The organism is Halobacillus litoralis (assembly GCF_020524025.1).
GTDB classification, from domain to species: domain Bacteria; phylum Bacillota; class Bacilli; order Bacillales; family Halobacillaceae; genus Halobacillus; species Halobacillus litoralis_D.
This window is the reverse complement of sequence record NZ_JAIVKN010000003.1, coordinates 298,767-311,968: the sequence shown is the minus strand read 5'-3', so window position 1 is coordinate 311,968 and position 13,202 is coordinate 298,767. Positions and strand designations below refer to the sequence as shown.

Annotated in this window: 10 protein-coding genes and 1 other annotated feature (1 of these 11 only partly in view); of the genes, 8 read left to right on the top strand and 2 right to left on the bottom strand. The window is 41.5% G+C overall.

The genetic code is table 11. From position 1 onward, the window contains the following. The first annotated feature begins 26 nt into the window (after positions 1–26). Positions 27–683, top strand: coding sequence for a DUF421 domain-containing protein (locus LC036_RS13165; RefSeq protein ID WP_264188374.1), 657 nt, complete (start codon positions 27–29; stop codon positions 681–683). Between the two features lie 19 nt (positions 684–702). Here LC036_RS13165 and spoVB read toward each other — a convergent pair whose 3' ends face one another. Beyond that, positions 703–2,259: a stage V sporulation protein B gene (gene spoVB, locus LC036_RS13160; protein ID WP_226583314.1), complete on the bottom strand. Its 1,557-nt coding sequence runs from the start codon at positions 2,257–2,259 to the stop codon at positions 703–705. A 114-nt stretch (positions 2,260–2,373) separates the two neighbouring features. On the opposite strand from spoVB, the gene LC036_RS13155 reads away from it, so the two are divergent. The 7 genes from LC036_RS13155 to dtd all read left to right on the top strand — a co-directional run bounded on the left by LC036_RS13155 (position 2,374) and on the right by dtd (position 11,269). Continuing rightward, on the top strand, positions 2,374–2,667 hold the full coding sequence (locus LC036_RS13155; RefSeq protein WP_226583311.1) for a post-transcriptional regulator: 294 nt from the start codon (positions 2,374–2,376) through the stop codon (positions 2,665–2,667). 159 nt (positions 2,668–2,826) lie between these two features. Continuing rightward, on the top strand, positions 2,827–5,109 hold the full coding sequence (secDF, locus tag LC036_RS13150; protein WP_226583309.1) for a protein translocase subunit SecDF: 2,283 nt from the start codon (positions 2,827–2,829) through the stop codon (positions 5,107–5,109). Positions 5,110–5,240: 131 nt separating this feature from the next. After that, positions 5,241–5,576, top strand: coding sequence for a lipopolysaccharide assembly LapA domain-containing protein (locus LC036_RS13145; protein WP_226583305.1), 336 nt, complete (start codon positions 5,241–5,243; stop codon positions 5,574–5,576). A gap of 56 nt (positions 5,577–5,632) precedes the next feature. Then, positions 5,633–7,960: a single-stranded-DNA-specific exonuclease RecJ gene (gene recJ / locus LC036_RS13140; RefSeq protein ID WP_226583303.1), complete on the top strand. Its 2,328-nt coding sequence runs from the start codon at positions 5,633–5,635 to the stop codon at positions 7,958–7,960. Further along, positions 7,950–8,462, top strand: coding sequence for an adenine phosphoribosyltransferase (locus LC036_RS13135; RefSeq protein ID WP_226583302.1), 513 nt, complete (start codon positions 7,950–7,952; stop codon positions 8,460–8,462). The genes recJ and LC036_RS13135 overlap by 11 nt, the downstream gene beginning before the upstream one ends. Positions 8,463–8,600: 138 nt before the next feature. After that, positions 8,601–10,805 (top strand): RelA/SpoT family protein, encoded by a 2,205-nt coding sequence (locus tag LC036_RS13130; RefSeq protein ID WP_226583300.1) that lies wholly within the window; start codon positions 8,601–8,603, stop codon positions 10,803–10,805. Positions 10,806–10,822: 17 nt separating this feature from the next. Next, the gene (dtd, locus tag LC036_RS13125) at positions 10,823–11,269 is read left to right on the top strand and encodes a D-aminoacyl-tRNA deacylase (protein WP_226583298.1); all 447 of its coding nucleotides are present in this window, start codon (positions 10,823–10,825) and stop codon (positions 11,267–11,269) included. A gap of 126 nt (positions 11,270–11,395) precedes the next feature. Here the strand turns inward: dtd and LC036_RS13120 are convergent, their stop codons facing one another. Next, a complete protein-coding gene (locus tag LC036_RS13120) occupies positions 11,396–12,910 on the bottom strand; it encodes an SH3 domain-containing protein (RefSeq protein WP_226583296.1) in 1,515 nt (504 codons plus the stop codon). 160 nt (positions 12,911–13,070) lie between these two features. Next, positions 13,071–13,202: a binding site (T-box leader), on the top strand; it runs 85 nt beyond the window's last position.

Here is a 13,202-nt window from a genome sequence, read left to right as displayed (position 1 = left end):
GTAGGATGTTCTAAGAAAGGTCGTGGCTGAGCGTGGCTGTATTTACTGTCATCATTCGAACCCTTGTTACTTACATCATCATTCTACTTGTCTTTCGTTTTATGGGGAAAAGGGAGATCGGTGAGCTGAGCGTAATGGATTTAGTTGTATTCATCATGCTTGCTGAAATTGCAGTCTTTCTCATTGAGGAACCCAATGAAGCTATCTGGAAAGCAATCGTTCCAATGGCTGTCCTGCTTGCTATCCAGATTGGGAGTGCGTGGATATCCCTGAGGAGTCAAAAATTCCGAAGGTGGTTTGATGGAAAGCCTTCTGTCATTATAAAACATGGAAAAGTCGACGAATATGAAATGAAAAAACAGCGGTACAATTTCAATGACCTGCTGCTCCAATTACGCGAACATGGCGTTCATGAGGTTCAGGATGTGGCTTATGCTATATTAGAACCTTCGGGAAAGCTTTCCGTCTTTGAGAAGAAAGAGGATGGAAGTTCGGATTATGCGGTTGTTTTAATAGCTGATGGGGAGGTTCAATACAGTGGATTAAAGATTGTACGCAAAAACAGACAGTGGCTTGTAAACGAAATTAGAAAACAAGGGTGCACGTCAATTGAGGAGATTTCCTTATGTACCATGAACGAAGATGGAGATGTTGAGATTGATATCAAAAACGAATACAAATAAAAAATAACCGCTTCAGCGGTTATTTTTTATGAAACAAGCGGTGCCAGGGAATCAATTTCCACTCTTCCTTACTCACTAATTTCAAACTGAAAAGTAAGACGACATACACAAATGAAAGGCCGATTCCCATAGTAACTAATTGAGAAAGGGGCTTGCTTTCCATCAGCCAGTTTGTTTTCCATATCCACCCAGTAAAGCCCGTAAGGCCGATAACGGTTATGAATTTAGTGAACAGCTGAAGCGGAAAAGTCATAACTTTATATTTCATCAGCACACCGAGGTGAAGCAAAGTGACAACCACAACACCAACTACGATAGCGATGGCAACACCGTGGATTCCAAACTCAGGCCGGGAGCTTAAGCCTACAAGAACGATGAATTTAACAATCGAACCAATCAGTGTATTCCACATGGCTGGTTTCGCAAGATCCAAAGCTTGTAACGTAGCCTGCAGAGGCGTTTGGATGTAATGGAGCAAAAAGAACGGCGCCATAAATTGGAGCATAAAGGAAGCATGACTTGTCCCATATACCGTCGTAAGAATCACCACAGGAAAAATCATAAAGACAATGGTGATTAAACCGCCGGATGCTATTGAAAGTCTGATGGACTGCATAATACGATATCGTATTGTTTCATTCTGACCTTTTGCTGCAGCCTCACTTATGGAAGGAACGAGGGCAATGGATAGCGCATGAGTAAGAAATGTCGGTAAAAAAAGGAGGGGCAGCACATATCCTGTTAATTCGCCATACTGCTTTGTGGATTCAACGGCTGCTACTCCAGCGATAGCCAGACTTTGAGCGACAAGAATAGGTTCAAAGAAGTACGTCAGAGATCCAATAAAGCGGCTGCCGGTTGTGGGAAGTGCAATCGTCATTAACTCATTTAATGTTTTTCTGCCTTCCCCTAAATGTTTTTTCCATGATTTTCTCAAATGAAAGCTTTTGTGAATGTTAAATTGCCGAAGCATATAGAGTAGAGAGATGAATTCACCCAGTACAGCTGAAGCCATAGCACCTGCGGCGGCGTACTGAACTCCATAAGGGTAGAGCATCTTCGTGAATACAATAACGGCGCCGATACGGACGACTTGTTCAATAACTTGAGAGAGGGCCTGAGGCTTCATATTTTGTCTGCCTTGAAAATAACCCCTAATGACAGAAGCGGCTGCAATAATTGGAATAACAGGTGTAACAGCAAGTAAAGGGTAGAGGGCTCGTGAGTCTGTTAGAAAATAGTTGGCAATAATCGGAGCGAGAAGAAAAATGCCAATTGTAAATATGATGCTTAATGTACCCGTAATAGCTAAAGAAACAATAAGGATACGCTTGATTTTCCCTTCATTTCCTGTAGCTTCTGCTTCGGATACCCGTTTAGAAATAGCTACCGGAAGGCCAAACTGTGTAATGGTGATTGCGAGTATTAACGTTGGTAGAGCCATCATGTAGAGGCCTACGCCTTCAGGACCCATGACACGTGCAACGACAATTCTGTTAACAAATCCCAGCAGACGAGTAATTAAACCTGCAGCAACCAAAATCAGGGCACCATGCAAGAAAGTTTGTTTAGACATCCATTGATCCGCCTTCTCAAAGAAATAAAATTCAGATACAATGAAGTATATGCTTAAGGATGGACAAGGCATGACAACCGATTGTCGGAATTGATGAGAGTGAGGAGCTGCGATATGGAAGCATCGAAAAATGTCAGTCAATGGAAAGATGAAATCACTTTTGTGCTGCAAAGTAAGGTAGAGGAGTTCCACTTGCTGGGGTATGACAGGGCAACCAAGGAGGAAGTATGGGATTGTCTTGTAACAAAGGTTTGGAAAGGCGAGCCTGAATTGAGGCTGCATCAAGTCGTGCAGGATGTTTTTCATCTGTCCAGTCACACATATACAAGTTATCTTACAACTGAAGCTTATCAAAACGATGATCTGCTTGCTTCAATTGAAGCGCTCAATGGTTCATCTGAATACTAGATGAAAATGAAGTGTGATTAATAGATGGCCTTATGATAATGTTGCGAAAAGTAAAAAAAGTAGTAGAATAGGTACGGGGTAACTCAATAACTCCCTGCGCTTTACATAACAGGCGGTTCAACTATCGTGTGTTGATACATAAAGGAGGAGCAAAACGGTATGGTGAAACGAGGGCGGATCGTCGCCTTTTTTATCGTGGTTCTGCTGCTGGCAGCTACGATTGGGACGACAATAACAGGCATAACCAAAGATATTAAGTTAGGACTGGATTTACAGGGTGGCTTCGAGATCCTTTATGATGTTGAACCACTTAATGAAGAGCAAGAAGTGAATCAGCAAGTCCTGGAAGCAACAGCTGAATCCTTGAGTCAGCGTGTAAATACTCTGGGAATCAGTGAAACGAATATTTCAATAGAAGACAATGGTAGAATTCGTGTTCAACTAGCTGGTGTGGAAGATCAGCAGACAGCAAGAGACCTGCTTTCCACGACGGCAGAGTTGACGTTCCGGTCCACAGAAGGGAAGTTATTCCTGGATGGATCAGACTTGGTCGAAGGGAGTGCACAGCAGTCCTTCGACGCCAATACCAATGAACCGGTCGTTACTTTGAAAGTAAAGGATGCATCAAAATTTTATGATGTATCTGAAGAGGTTTACAATACTCCAGATGATCCAAGTACTCCTTATCCGGATGACTTATTGGTCATTTGGCTTGACTATGATGAAGACACATCCTTTGCCGAGCAGTTTGGACAGGCAGATCCGGAATATATCTCTGCCCCTTCATTCCGTAAAAACGGCCCGATTCGTAGTAACTCCATACAAATCAACGGGGACTTTACTGTAGAATCAGCTCAGCAACTTGCAGATATATTAAATGCAGGATCCTTACCAGTAAATCTGGAGGAAACGTATTCCACCTCGGTTGGTGCTCAATTCGGGGAGCAGGCAATGAATAAAACAATCCTTGCTGGATTTATTGGCATTGCAGCCATCTTCCTGTTTATGATTGGTTACTATCGATTCCCTGGAATTATCGCAACTCTTACGTTATCGGTATATATTTATTTAATCCTGGTTATATTCGAACTAATGAACGGAGTGTTGACACTCCCAGGTATTGCAGCCTTGATTCTGGGTGTTGGTATGGCTGTGGATGCCAATATCATCACATATGAACGCATAAAAGAAGAATTAAAAACAGGCAAGTCCTTAATGGCTGCTTATAAAGCAGGAAATAAGCGGTCTCTATCAACCATTATGGATGCCAATATTACGACGTTAATTGCGGCGACGGTCCTGTTCATTTTCGGTACTAGTTCTGTAAAAGGTTTTGCAACGATGTTGATTGTCAGTATTTTGGTCAGTTTCGTTACAGCCGTTTATGGTACACGCTTATTTATGAGTTTATGGGTGAAAAGTCGGGCACTTAATAAACGCCCGAAATGGTTTGGTGTGAAGCCTGAAGATATTCAGGATATCTCAGATGGTGAAGAAGTAAAAGCAAGGTTTATGAAGCGTAAGTTCGACTTTGTAGGAAAACGGAAGTTGTTCTTTACCATATCCATTGCTCTGGTGGTTGCGGGAGTTATCGCACTCTCTATTTTCCGTTTGAATTTAGGGATCGACTTTTCAAATGGTTCGAGGGTATCCATCTTATCTGACGGGAATATCAACGTCACGGAAGTAGAAGAAACATTAGACCAGGAGTTCAATGTATCCCCTGAACAGGTGATTATTTCCGGAGATAATAATGAAATTGCTGTCGCCCGCTTTGATTCAGAACTCAGCAAAGACAAAATTGGTGAGATTCAAAGCTATTATGAAGAAAAATATGGCAACACTCCAAATGTCAGCACGGTTTCACCAATTGTTGCCAAAGAGCTTGCAAAGAATGCAGCGCTTGCTGTTCTATATGCATCTATAGGAATAATCATTTATGTGACGATTCGTTTTGAGATATTCTTTGCTATAACAGCGATTATCGCACTGCTGCATGATGCATTCTTCATCATTGCCTTCTTCAGTATTACAAGGCTCGAATTTGACATTACCATCATTGCAGCTATTCTGACGATTGTCGGTTATTCCGTCAACGATACGATTGTTACCTTTGACAGAATCCGTGAAAATCTGAAGATGAAGAAAAAAGTCAAATCGTTTAAAGAACTTGCAACGATTGTTAATGATAGTTTAATGCAGACGCTGGCCCGAAGCTTTAATACGGTACTTACCGTCATTTTTGCTGCCGTTATGCTTTTAGTCTTCGGTGCATCGTCCATCACTAACTTCTCCTTTGCACTCGTTATCGGTTTGCTGGCAGGTACCTATTCATCCTTGTTTATTGCTTCCCAGCTGTGGTTAGTCTGGCGCGGACGTAATATCAAGAACAACCCGATTAATTATGTGAAAAAGAAAAAAACAGACGGCCCTCAGGTATAACATTCTATTGTACGGAGGACCCACATATCTTCTAAAAAACGGTCTTACTTAAGGTAGGGCCGTTTTTTTGATTATTGCTGGTTTAATAAGGGTATATTTACAACAATGAATAATAGAAAGGGGAGTTGGCAATGAAAGGGCAGACGTATCTCATCTCAGCCTTTATCTTTGCTTTATTAATCGCTGTTTTTGCTGTTATAAATGTGGACCCTGTTCAAGTCAATTATTTATTCGGCAGCGGAGAAGCACCGCTGATTCTGGTCATTCTTGTGTCTGTTCTGCTTGGAGGATTAGCCACTGCTTCTGTAGGGGCTGTCCGTTATTTTAAGTTAAAGCGTGAAAACAGATCGTTGAAAGAAAAGAACGCTGCTTCCTCTGAAACAGCAGCGCCTGATAATCGTAGTGATCAATCATTGGAACAGGAAGAAACAGAGGAACAAGAAAATTCTACTTCCAGAGTCACATAATTGCGTTTGCTCCCCCTGGTCCGCTCTTGTATAATAAATGGGTCAGGGGTGAACTTATGATACAAAGTAAGATGAAATGGAAATTTACATATAAAGAACCTTCTTCGTCTGCAGGTGGCCTGGCTGGATTAACGCCACTTACAAAGCAGCTGTTGGAAAAAAGGGGGATTTTCGAGGCAGATGCGGCTGAACGCTTTCTTAATCCGTCCATGGATCAACTGCATGATCCCTTTTTGATGGATGGGATGGAGCAAGCCATTGCGCGTATAAAGGATGCCGTTGAAAAAGGAGAACCGATCCTCGTTTTTGGTGACTATGATGCTGATGGCGTTAGTTCAACGACGCTTATGATAGAAGCTTTAAGAGAAGCAGGAGCGGATTGTGACTTTTATATTCCCAACCGTTTTACTGAAGGGTATGGTCCAAACAAAGAAGCTTTTCAATTTGCCAGTGACTCTGGATATGCTGTCATTATTACGGTTGATACTGGAATTGCGGCGATTGAAGAAGCATCCTTTGCTAAAGAACTTGGTCTGGATTTAATTATTACCGATCACCATGAAGTGCAGGAAGTGCTCCCGGATGCGCACACGATCATTCACCCTAAGACTTCTGCTGATTATCCTTTTCAGGAGTTAGCTGGAGTTGGGGTGGCGTTTAAATTTGCCCAGGCTCTTCTTGGCAGGTTCCCTAAAGAATTTCTTGACCTTGCGGTAATTGGGACCATTGCCGATCTTGTTCCGCTCGTTGGTGAAAACAGGGTGCTTGCATCCTTTGGTCTGAAGGCTATTTCCCGTTCAACCCGGCCGGGTATACAGGCGTTAAGGCAGGTGTGTAACATTGAAGGGGATATGAATGAAGAGACAATTGGATTCACCATAGGGCCACGTATTAATGCGGTGGGCCGCCTTCAAGATGCAACTCCTGGCGTAGATTTGTTATTATCCAGGGATTTAGAAGAATCTCAGGAAATTGCAGGCTTTATTAACCAATTAAATCAGGAGCGACAAAAAATAGTTGCTTCGATTGCTAAAGAAGCAGAGGAAATGGTTCAGGCCAAAGACGGCTCTACAGAAGAAGTCATTGTAGTGGCAAAGGAAGGCTGGAATCCCGGAGTATTGGGCATTGTTGCTTCCAAACTCGTAAGACAATTTGACAGACCTGCCATTGTATTAGCTATCGATTCTGAGAAAGGTGAAGCAAAAGGTTCAGCTAGAAGTATAGATGCCTTTGATCTATTTTCCAACTGTATGGAAGTCCGCCACCGCTTTATTCATTTTGGCGGGCACGCTCAAGCGGCTGGAATGACTCTTTCTGTTGGGGAAATTGATGCCCTTAGGGACGACTTAATTCGTTTAGCTAAGGAGAAACTAACCGATGATGATTATCAACAGGTTCTGGATGTAGAAACGACGGTCAATCTGGAAGATATCTCCTTACAGCAAATCGATGAAGTAGACCGGCTCCGTCCGTTCGGAATGGGCAACCCTAAACCATTGTTTCATCTGAAGCAAACCCCTAAAGAAGTTCGGCTGATCGGCAGTAAGAAAAACCATTTAAAATTCCAATTCCAAGACCAGCAGACTAAAGTAGACGGCATTGCCTTTGGGATGGGAGACCTCTATTCGCAGTTGTCTCCGCACTCTCCACTGGAAATGGTAGGAGAGCTTGGGGTCAATGAATGGAATGGAAGGAAAAACCTTCAGGTAATGATTAAAGATATCCGCGTCAAAGAGTGGCAGCTTTTTGATCATCGTGGGTCCAGGCATATTGAAAAAAATATTGTCATACCACATGGCGAAAGATATGCAGCGGTTACTTTTCAGGGGAAAACGGAAGCGCCTTGTGAAGTTCCTGTCTTTCAACCGGAGGATCTTTCAAATAAAGATTCTTTTGATGGTTTACTGCTCATTGATCTACCAGAGCAGATGTCTGATCTGACAAATCTGCTAAATACGATTGAGATCAGTAAACTATATGCCTGCTACCACCTTGAAGAAAGTACATTCTTAAAAACCTGGCCTTCAAGGGACCACTTTAAATGGTTTTATGGTATGCTATGGAAGCGTGGAAGTTTCAACATGGACAAAGAAGCTGATCTTTTAGCTAAACGAAAAGGCTGGGACCGTTCCATGGTGGAATTTATTTCTGAGGTGTTTTTTGAGCTTGGTTTTGTTAAAATGAAAGACGGGATTTTAACGGTTGAATCCGAACCTTCTCAAAAAGATTTGAGAGAATCTTCGCTTTACCGAAAAAGAGAAGAGCAGCTTCAATTGGAACAAACACTCTATTATTCCACATATAAAGAATTGAAAGAATGGTTTGACCGATATTTGAACCAACGTTCTAAGCAAGTCAAGGAGGAAGTAGTTAATGGATTATAAAGAGCATATTGCGATCGTACAGGATTGGCCGAAAGAAGGAGTACAGTTCAAGGATATTACTCCACTTATGGATAACGGTCCTGCATTTAAATCAGCAGTAGATGAAATTGTAGAATATGCAAAAGATAAAGAAATCGACATTATCGTAGGCCCGGAAGCGCGTGGGTTTATCGTGGGATGTCCTGTTTCTTACGCATTGGAAATCGGGTTTGCACCTGTACGTAAAGAGGGTAAACTACCACGTGAAACGATTAAAGTGGATTATGGTCTGGAGTATGGGAAAGACGTACTGACCATTCATAAAGATGCAATTAAACCGGGACAGCGTGTCCTGATTGTGGATGATTTACTTGCTACCGGTGGAACAATTGAGGCGACCATCGATCTAGTTGAACAGCTTGGTGGAGAGGTAGCTGGGTGTGCGTTCTTAATAGAACTGACTTATTTAGATGGCCGTAGTAAATTAAAAGACCACGACGTATTAACCTTAATGCAATACTAATAAGAAAGAGTGCCCTTCGTGAGGGGCGCTCTTTGTTTTACAGGTAAGAAGAAGGTCTATCTCTTTACAAAGAGGCCGCTTTTTTGATAATGATAGCAAATAAGTTTTGGAAAGTTTTAAAGAAACTAGGGTGATTCAATGGCGAAAGATACAGTTCTAACTGCTGAAGAAGTCATAGAACAAGCAGGTCAGTATTTAAATGAGTCAGATTTGGCTTTTATTCGTCGTGCTTATGAATTTGCTGAACAAGCACACAGCAACCAGTTCCGGAAATCAGGAGAGCCTTATATCATCCATCCTATTCAAGTGGCTGGTATTCTTGTCAATTTGGAGATGGATCCTGAAACGGTTGCTGGAGGATTTCTTCATGATGTCGTGGAGGATACGGATATTACGCTTGAGCAAATTGAAGATGCATTCAATGAAGAAGTTTCTATGCTCGTTGACGGTGTAACCAAACTAGGTAAGATTAAGTATAAATCCAAAGAGGCACAACAAGCAGAAAATCACAGGAAAATGTTCGTAGCTATGGCTAAAGATATGCGGGTTATTTTAATTAAACTTGCCGATCGTCTTCATAATATGCGGACATTAAAGCATCTTCCTGCAGAGAAACAGCGCCGCATTTCTAATGAAACACTGGAAATATTTGCACCGCTTGCTCACCGGCTGGGAATTTCAACGATTAAATGGGAACTTGAAGATACAGCTTTACGTTACCTGAATCCTCAGCAATATTACAGAATTGTTCATTTGATGAAACAGAAAAGAAATGAACGGGAACACTATATTGAAGAAGTAATTGATGAAATTCGTGACCAGTTAAGTGAAGTGAATATCGAAGCAGATTTAAATGGCAGGCCGAAGCACTTATACAGCATTTATCGTAAAATGGTCCTGCAGAACAAACAGTTCAATGAAATCTATGACTTGTTAGCCGTTAGAATTACAGTAAACAGTATTAAAGATTGTTACGCTGTGCTCGGAATCATACACACGTGTTGGAAACCGATGCCCGGCCGTTTTAAAGATTATATTGCTATGCCTAAACCGAACCTATATCAATCGCTGCATACCACTGTGATTGGACCTAAAGGAGATCCACTGGAGGTCCAGATTCGAACACATGAAATGCATGAAATAGCAGAATATGGAATTGCCGCACACTGGGCATATAAAGAAGGTAAACAGACACCTGCTGAGCAGTCGTTTGAAGAAAAACTTACATGGTTCCGTGAAATATTAGAGTGGCAGAGTGAAACGCACGATGCTGAAGAATTTATGGAATCACTGAAAGTCGATTTGTTTTCTGATATGGTCTATGTCTTTACGCCTAAAGGAGATGTCATCGAGCTTCCATCCGGTTCTGTTCCAGTGGATTTTGCTTATCGCATTCATACAGAAGTCGGTAACCAAACGATCGGAGCAAAAGTGAATGGGAAGATGGAACCGCTCGATTATGAACTGAAGACAGGCGATATCGTAGATATTATGACATCGAAGCATGCCTATGGTCCCTCTAAAGATTGGATCAAACTGGCTCAGACTTCACAGGCGAAAAATAAAATTAAGCAATTCTTTAAAAAGCAGCAGAAAGACGAAAACGTTTCTAAAGGTAAAGAACTCGTAGAACGCGAAATCCGTAACTTTGGTATTCAACCCAAAGATGTATATACAACAGACAACCTAAATCGTGTTTCTGAAAAGTTCAACTTTACCAATGAAGAAGATATGTTTGCTGCTGTAGGATATCAAGGCATTACAGCTGCTCAGATTGCTACAAGGTTGACTGAAAGAATTAGGAAACAGAAACAAAAAGAACAGGATCTGCAGCAGACTTTAGCTGATGTTAGTACTACTGAAATTAAAACACCTCCGAAAAACGGAAAGAAAGACTCGGGTGTTCGCGTTGAAGGGGTTGACAACCTTCTCGTTCGTTTATCGAAATGCTGTAACCCTGTTCCAGGTGATGACATTGTAGGATATATCACAAAGGGACGTGGTGTCTCAGTTCACCGTACGGATTGTCCGAATGTCCAGACAGAAGAAGCACAGACACGTCTGCTCCCTGTGAAATGGGAGACATCCGTGACGGATTCGAAACAATACCATGTAGATCTTGAAATATGGGGCTATGACAGAAGAGGCTTATTAAATGAAGTACTGCAGGCCGTTAATGAAACAAAAACTAATATAACGGCTGTATCAGGAAAATCGGATCGGAATAAAATGGCTACCATTCATATTACCATCCTGATCCAAAATACAAACCATTTAAGAAAGATTGTAGAGCGGATCAAGCAGATTCAAGAAGTTTATACGGTTCGTCGTGTCATGCAATAGTAAAAGGGGATTTTATAATGAAAGCAGTCGTCCAGCGTGCGGTTGATGCTTCTGTTGTTGTTTCAGAGGAAACAGTAGGAAGTATTGATCGCGGACTCGTCATCCTGTTAGGTGTTACTCATGAAGATACAGAAGAAGATGCCCGCTATTTAGCTAAAAAAATACCTTATCTAAGGATATTTGAAGATGAGGAAGGGAAGATGAATCATTCGCTCATTGATATAGGAGGACGCATGTTATCTATCTCTCAGTTTACGCTTTATGGGGACTGCCGAAAAGGACGTCGTCCTAATTTTATGCAGGCCGCTAAGCCGGGTGCTGCGGAAGATCTTTATGATAAATTTAACGATATGGTCTCTCATGAAGGCGTGGAAGTAGAGACAGGGCAGTTTGGTGCAATGATGAATGTCCAATTGACAAACGAAGGTCCTGTTACCCTAATCCTTGATAGTAAAGATCGATAAAGAAAAGCTGATGCCCTGGTTTTATATCCGGGCATCAGCTTTTTATTTAAAAAAATTAATGTCAGCTCGTCTTGATCTGGCATGAAAAGGTCATTTAGCGAAATGATCCATCATACCTGGCAGAACTTATTTAAAATAATGGATAAGGCCTTGAGTAATCCCTTCACTTACTTGATTTTGATAAGTTGATCCTTTAACTGTCTGCTCTTCTCTTGCATCAGAGAGGAAGCCCAGTTCCAGCAGGATGGCTGGTTTGGTGTTCTCTCTAATCACATGGAAATTACCTTTTTTAATCCCTCTGTCCCTTAAACCTGTAGAAGCGATTAGAGAAGATTGCAAAGATAAAGCCAAATTCTGGTCTTTAGCATGATAATAATAGCTGTTAATTCCCGTTGCGCTTATGCTTAGAGGAGCGCTGTTATAATGGAGGCTGATAAAAGCATCCGCATTCGAACTATTGGAGTAATAAGAACGCACAGACAGGGAAACGTATGTATTTTCCGTCCTGGTCATTAATACTTCAGCTCCCGCGCGTTCCAACCGCTCTTTAACCAGGAAGGCTGTATCGAGTGTTAACAAACTTTCATAGCTCCCACTTCTCCCGAGGGCTCCGGAATCATAACCTCCGTGGCCTGGGTCAATCATTATTGTCCGACCTTGTAAACTATTGGAATCCTTGTTTTTTTGTTGATTGGATTTAGTATGTTCTTCTACAATCCAACCGGCTACGTAGGCTTCCTTCGTGTTGTACTTAATTTTATACCAATTACCTTCTTTATCAATTACATCGAATTGGTCTCCTTTACTGCCTTTACCGACAATCTTGTTATTCGTTGATGGACCGCTTCTTAGGTTTGTATTGTTATAACTTAAAGATACATAGGTTGCTGTGGATTGGTCGGGAGCAGGTTTTCTTTGATCGACTTTTTCTACAAGCCAGCCAGCTACCCAGCCGGTTTTACCATTGCCCCATTTAATCTGGTACCAGCGGTCTTTTTCGTCTATGTATTCATAAACCTGCCCTTTGCGTACCTGTGTCAGGATCTTTCCTTTTGTGGAATTTTGGCTTCGAACATTTAAGGTGGATGTGTTAACTCTAATTTCTCCTCTTACTTCAGAGGGAGTTCCCTGATGATTTTCATCGGTTTGTTCCTCTGAAGAATCACCATCATTACTTTCTGCTAAGTAATCACCATGAACCCATCCTTTAATGTCCCCGTGTTTAATCAGCAGCCACTTTCCATTTTTTTCTTGAGATTCTACTCTGGCATTTTTCATTAAGTATCCTTTTACAGAGCCGCTTAATCCTGGGGCAGAACGGATACGTAAGTAATCATACTTAGAATAATAAGAAGAGCTGGACGTCGTTTCCTTCTTATTTACCTTGGTCAGCCATTCAGCGACCCAGCCGGTCTTTCCATTCCAATTGATTTTAATCCAATCTCCCTGTTTCTTACTTATGGTATAAGTCTCACCTTTGTGGACCTGGCCAATACGGCTGTGATTGGTGCCTGGCCCACTTCTAACATTTAAATCCTCTACCTGTATGATCACTTCATCCGCATACACTGGCTTGCTTTCCAAGTCCGTAATGACAAAAGTGATCATAAATAAAAACATAAAAAAAAGTCCTTTTTTCAAGCACTCTCCACCTCCATAATCAGTCTTCTATTCATTATTCGACAAAAGATATGGGTGTCCTGCAAGTTGAAAATTTTAATTTGTGATTTATTTCTCAATCTGAACTTGACATACACTCAGCTGAGAATATATGATAGTAATCAATTCTAAAATGAATCGCATAAAACCATTGAGGAAAAAAGTAATCAGTTTCCATACGACCAGAGAAGGAATGCCGCAGGCTGGAAGCATTCTATCGTTATGCACTGATGAAAGACGTTTCTTAGGTTCTGTACCGAAATTAAAGTAGGTA

Coding starts and splice junctions, on each gene's coding strand:
- LC036_RS13145 (WP_226583305.1), top strand. CDS start 5,241: ATGAAAGGGCAGACGTATCTCATCTCAGCCTTTATCTTTGCTTTATTA.
- LC036_RS13135 (WP_226583302.1), top strand. CDS start 7,950: ATGGATTATAAAGAGCATATTGCGATCGTACAGGATTGGCCGAAAGAA.
- dtd (WP_226583298.1), top strand. CDS start 10,823: ATGAAAGCAGTCGTCCAGCGTGCGGTTGATGCTTCTGTTGTTGTTTCA.
- LC036_RS13155 (WP_226583311.1), top strand. CDS start 2,374: ATGGAAGCATCGAAAAATGTCAGTCAATGGAAAGATGAAATCACTTTT.
- secDF (WP_226583309.1), top strand. CDS start 2,827: ATGGTGAAACGAGGGCGGATCGTCGCCTTTTTTATCGTGGTTCTGCTG.
- spoVB (WP_226583314.1), bottom strand. CDS start 2,259: ATGTCTAAACAAACTTTCTTGCATGGTGCCCTGATTTTGGTTGCTGCA.
- LC036_RS13130 (WP_226583300.1), top strand. CDS start 8,601: ATGGCGAAAGATACAGTTCTAACTGCTGAAGAAGTCATAGAACAAGCA.
- recJ (WP_226583303.1), top strand. CDS start 5,633: ATGATACAAAGTAAGATGAAATGGAAATTTACATATAAAGAACCTTCT.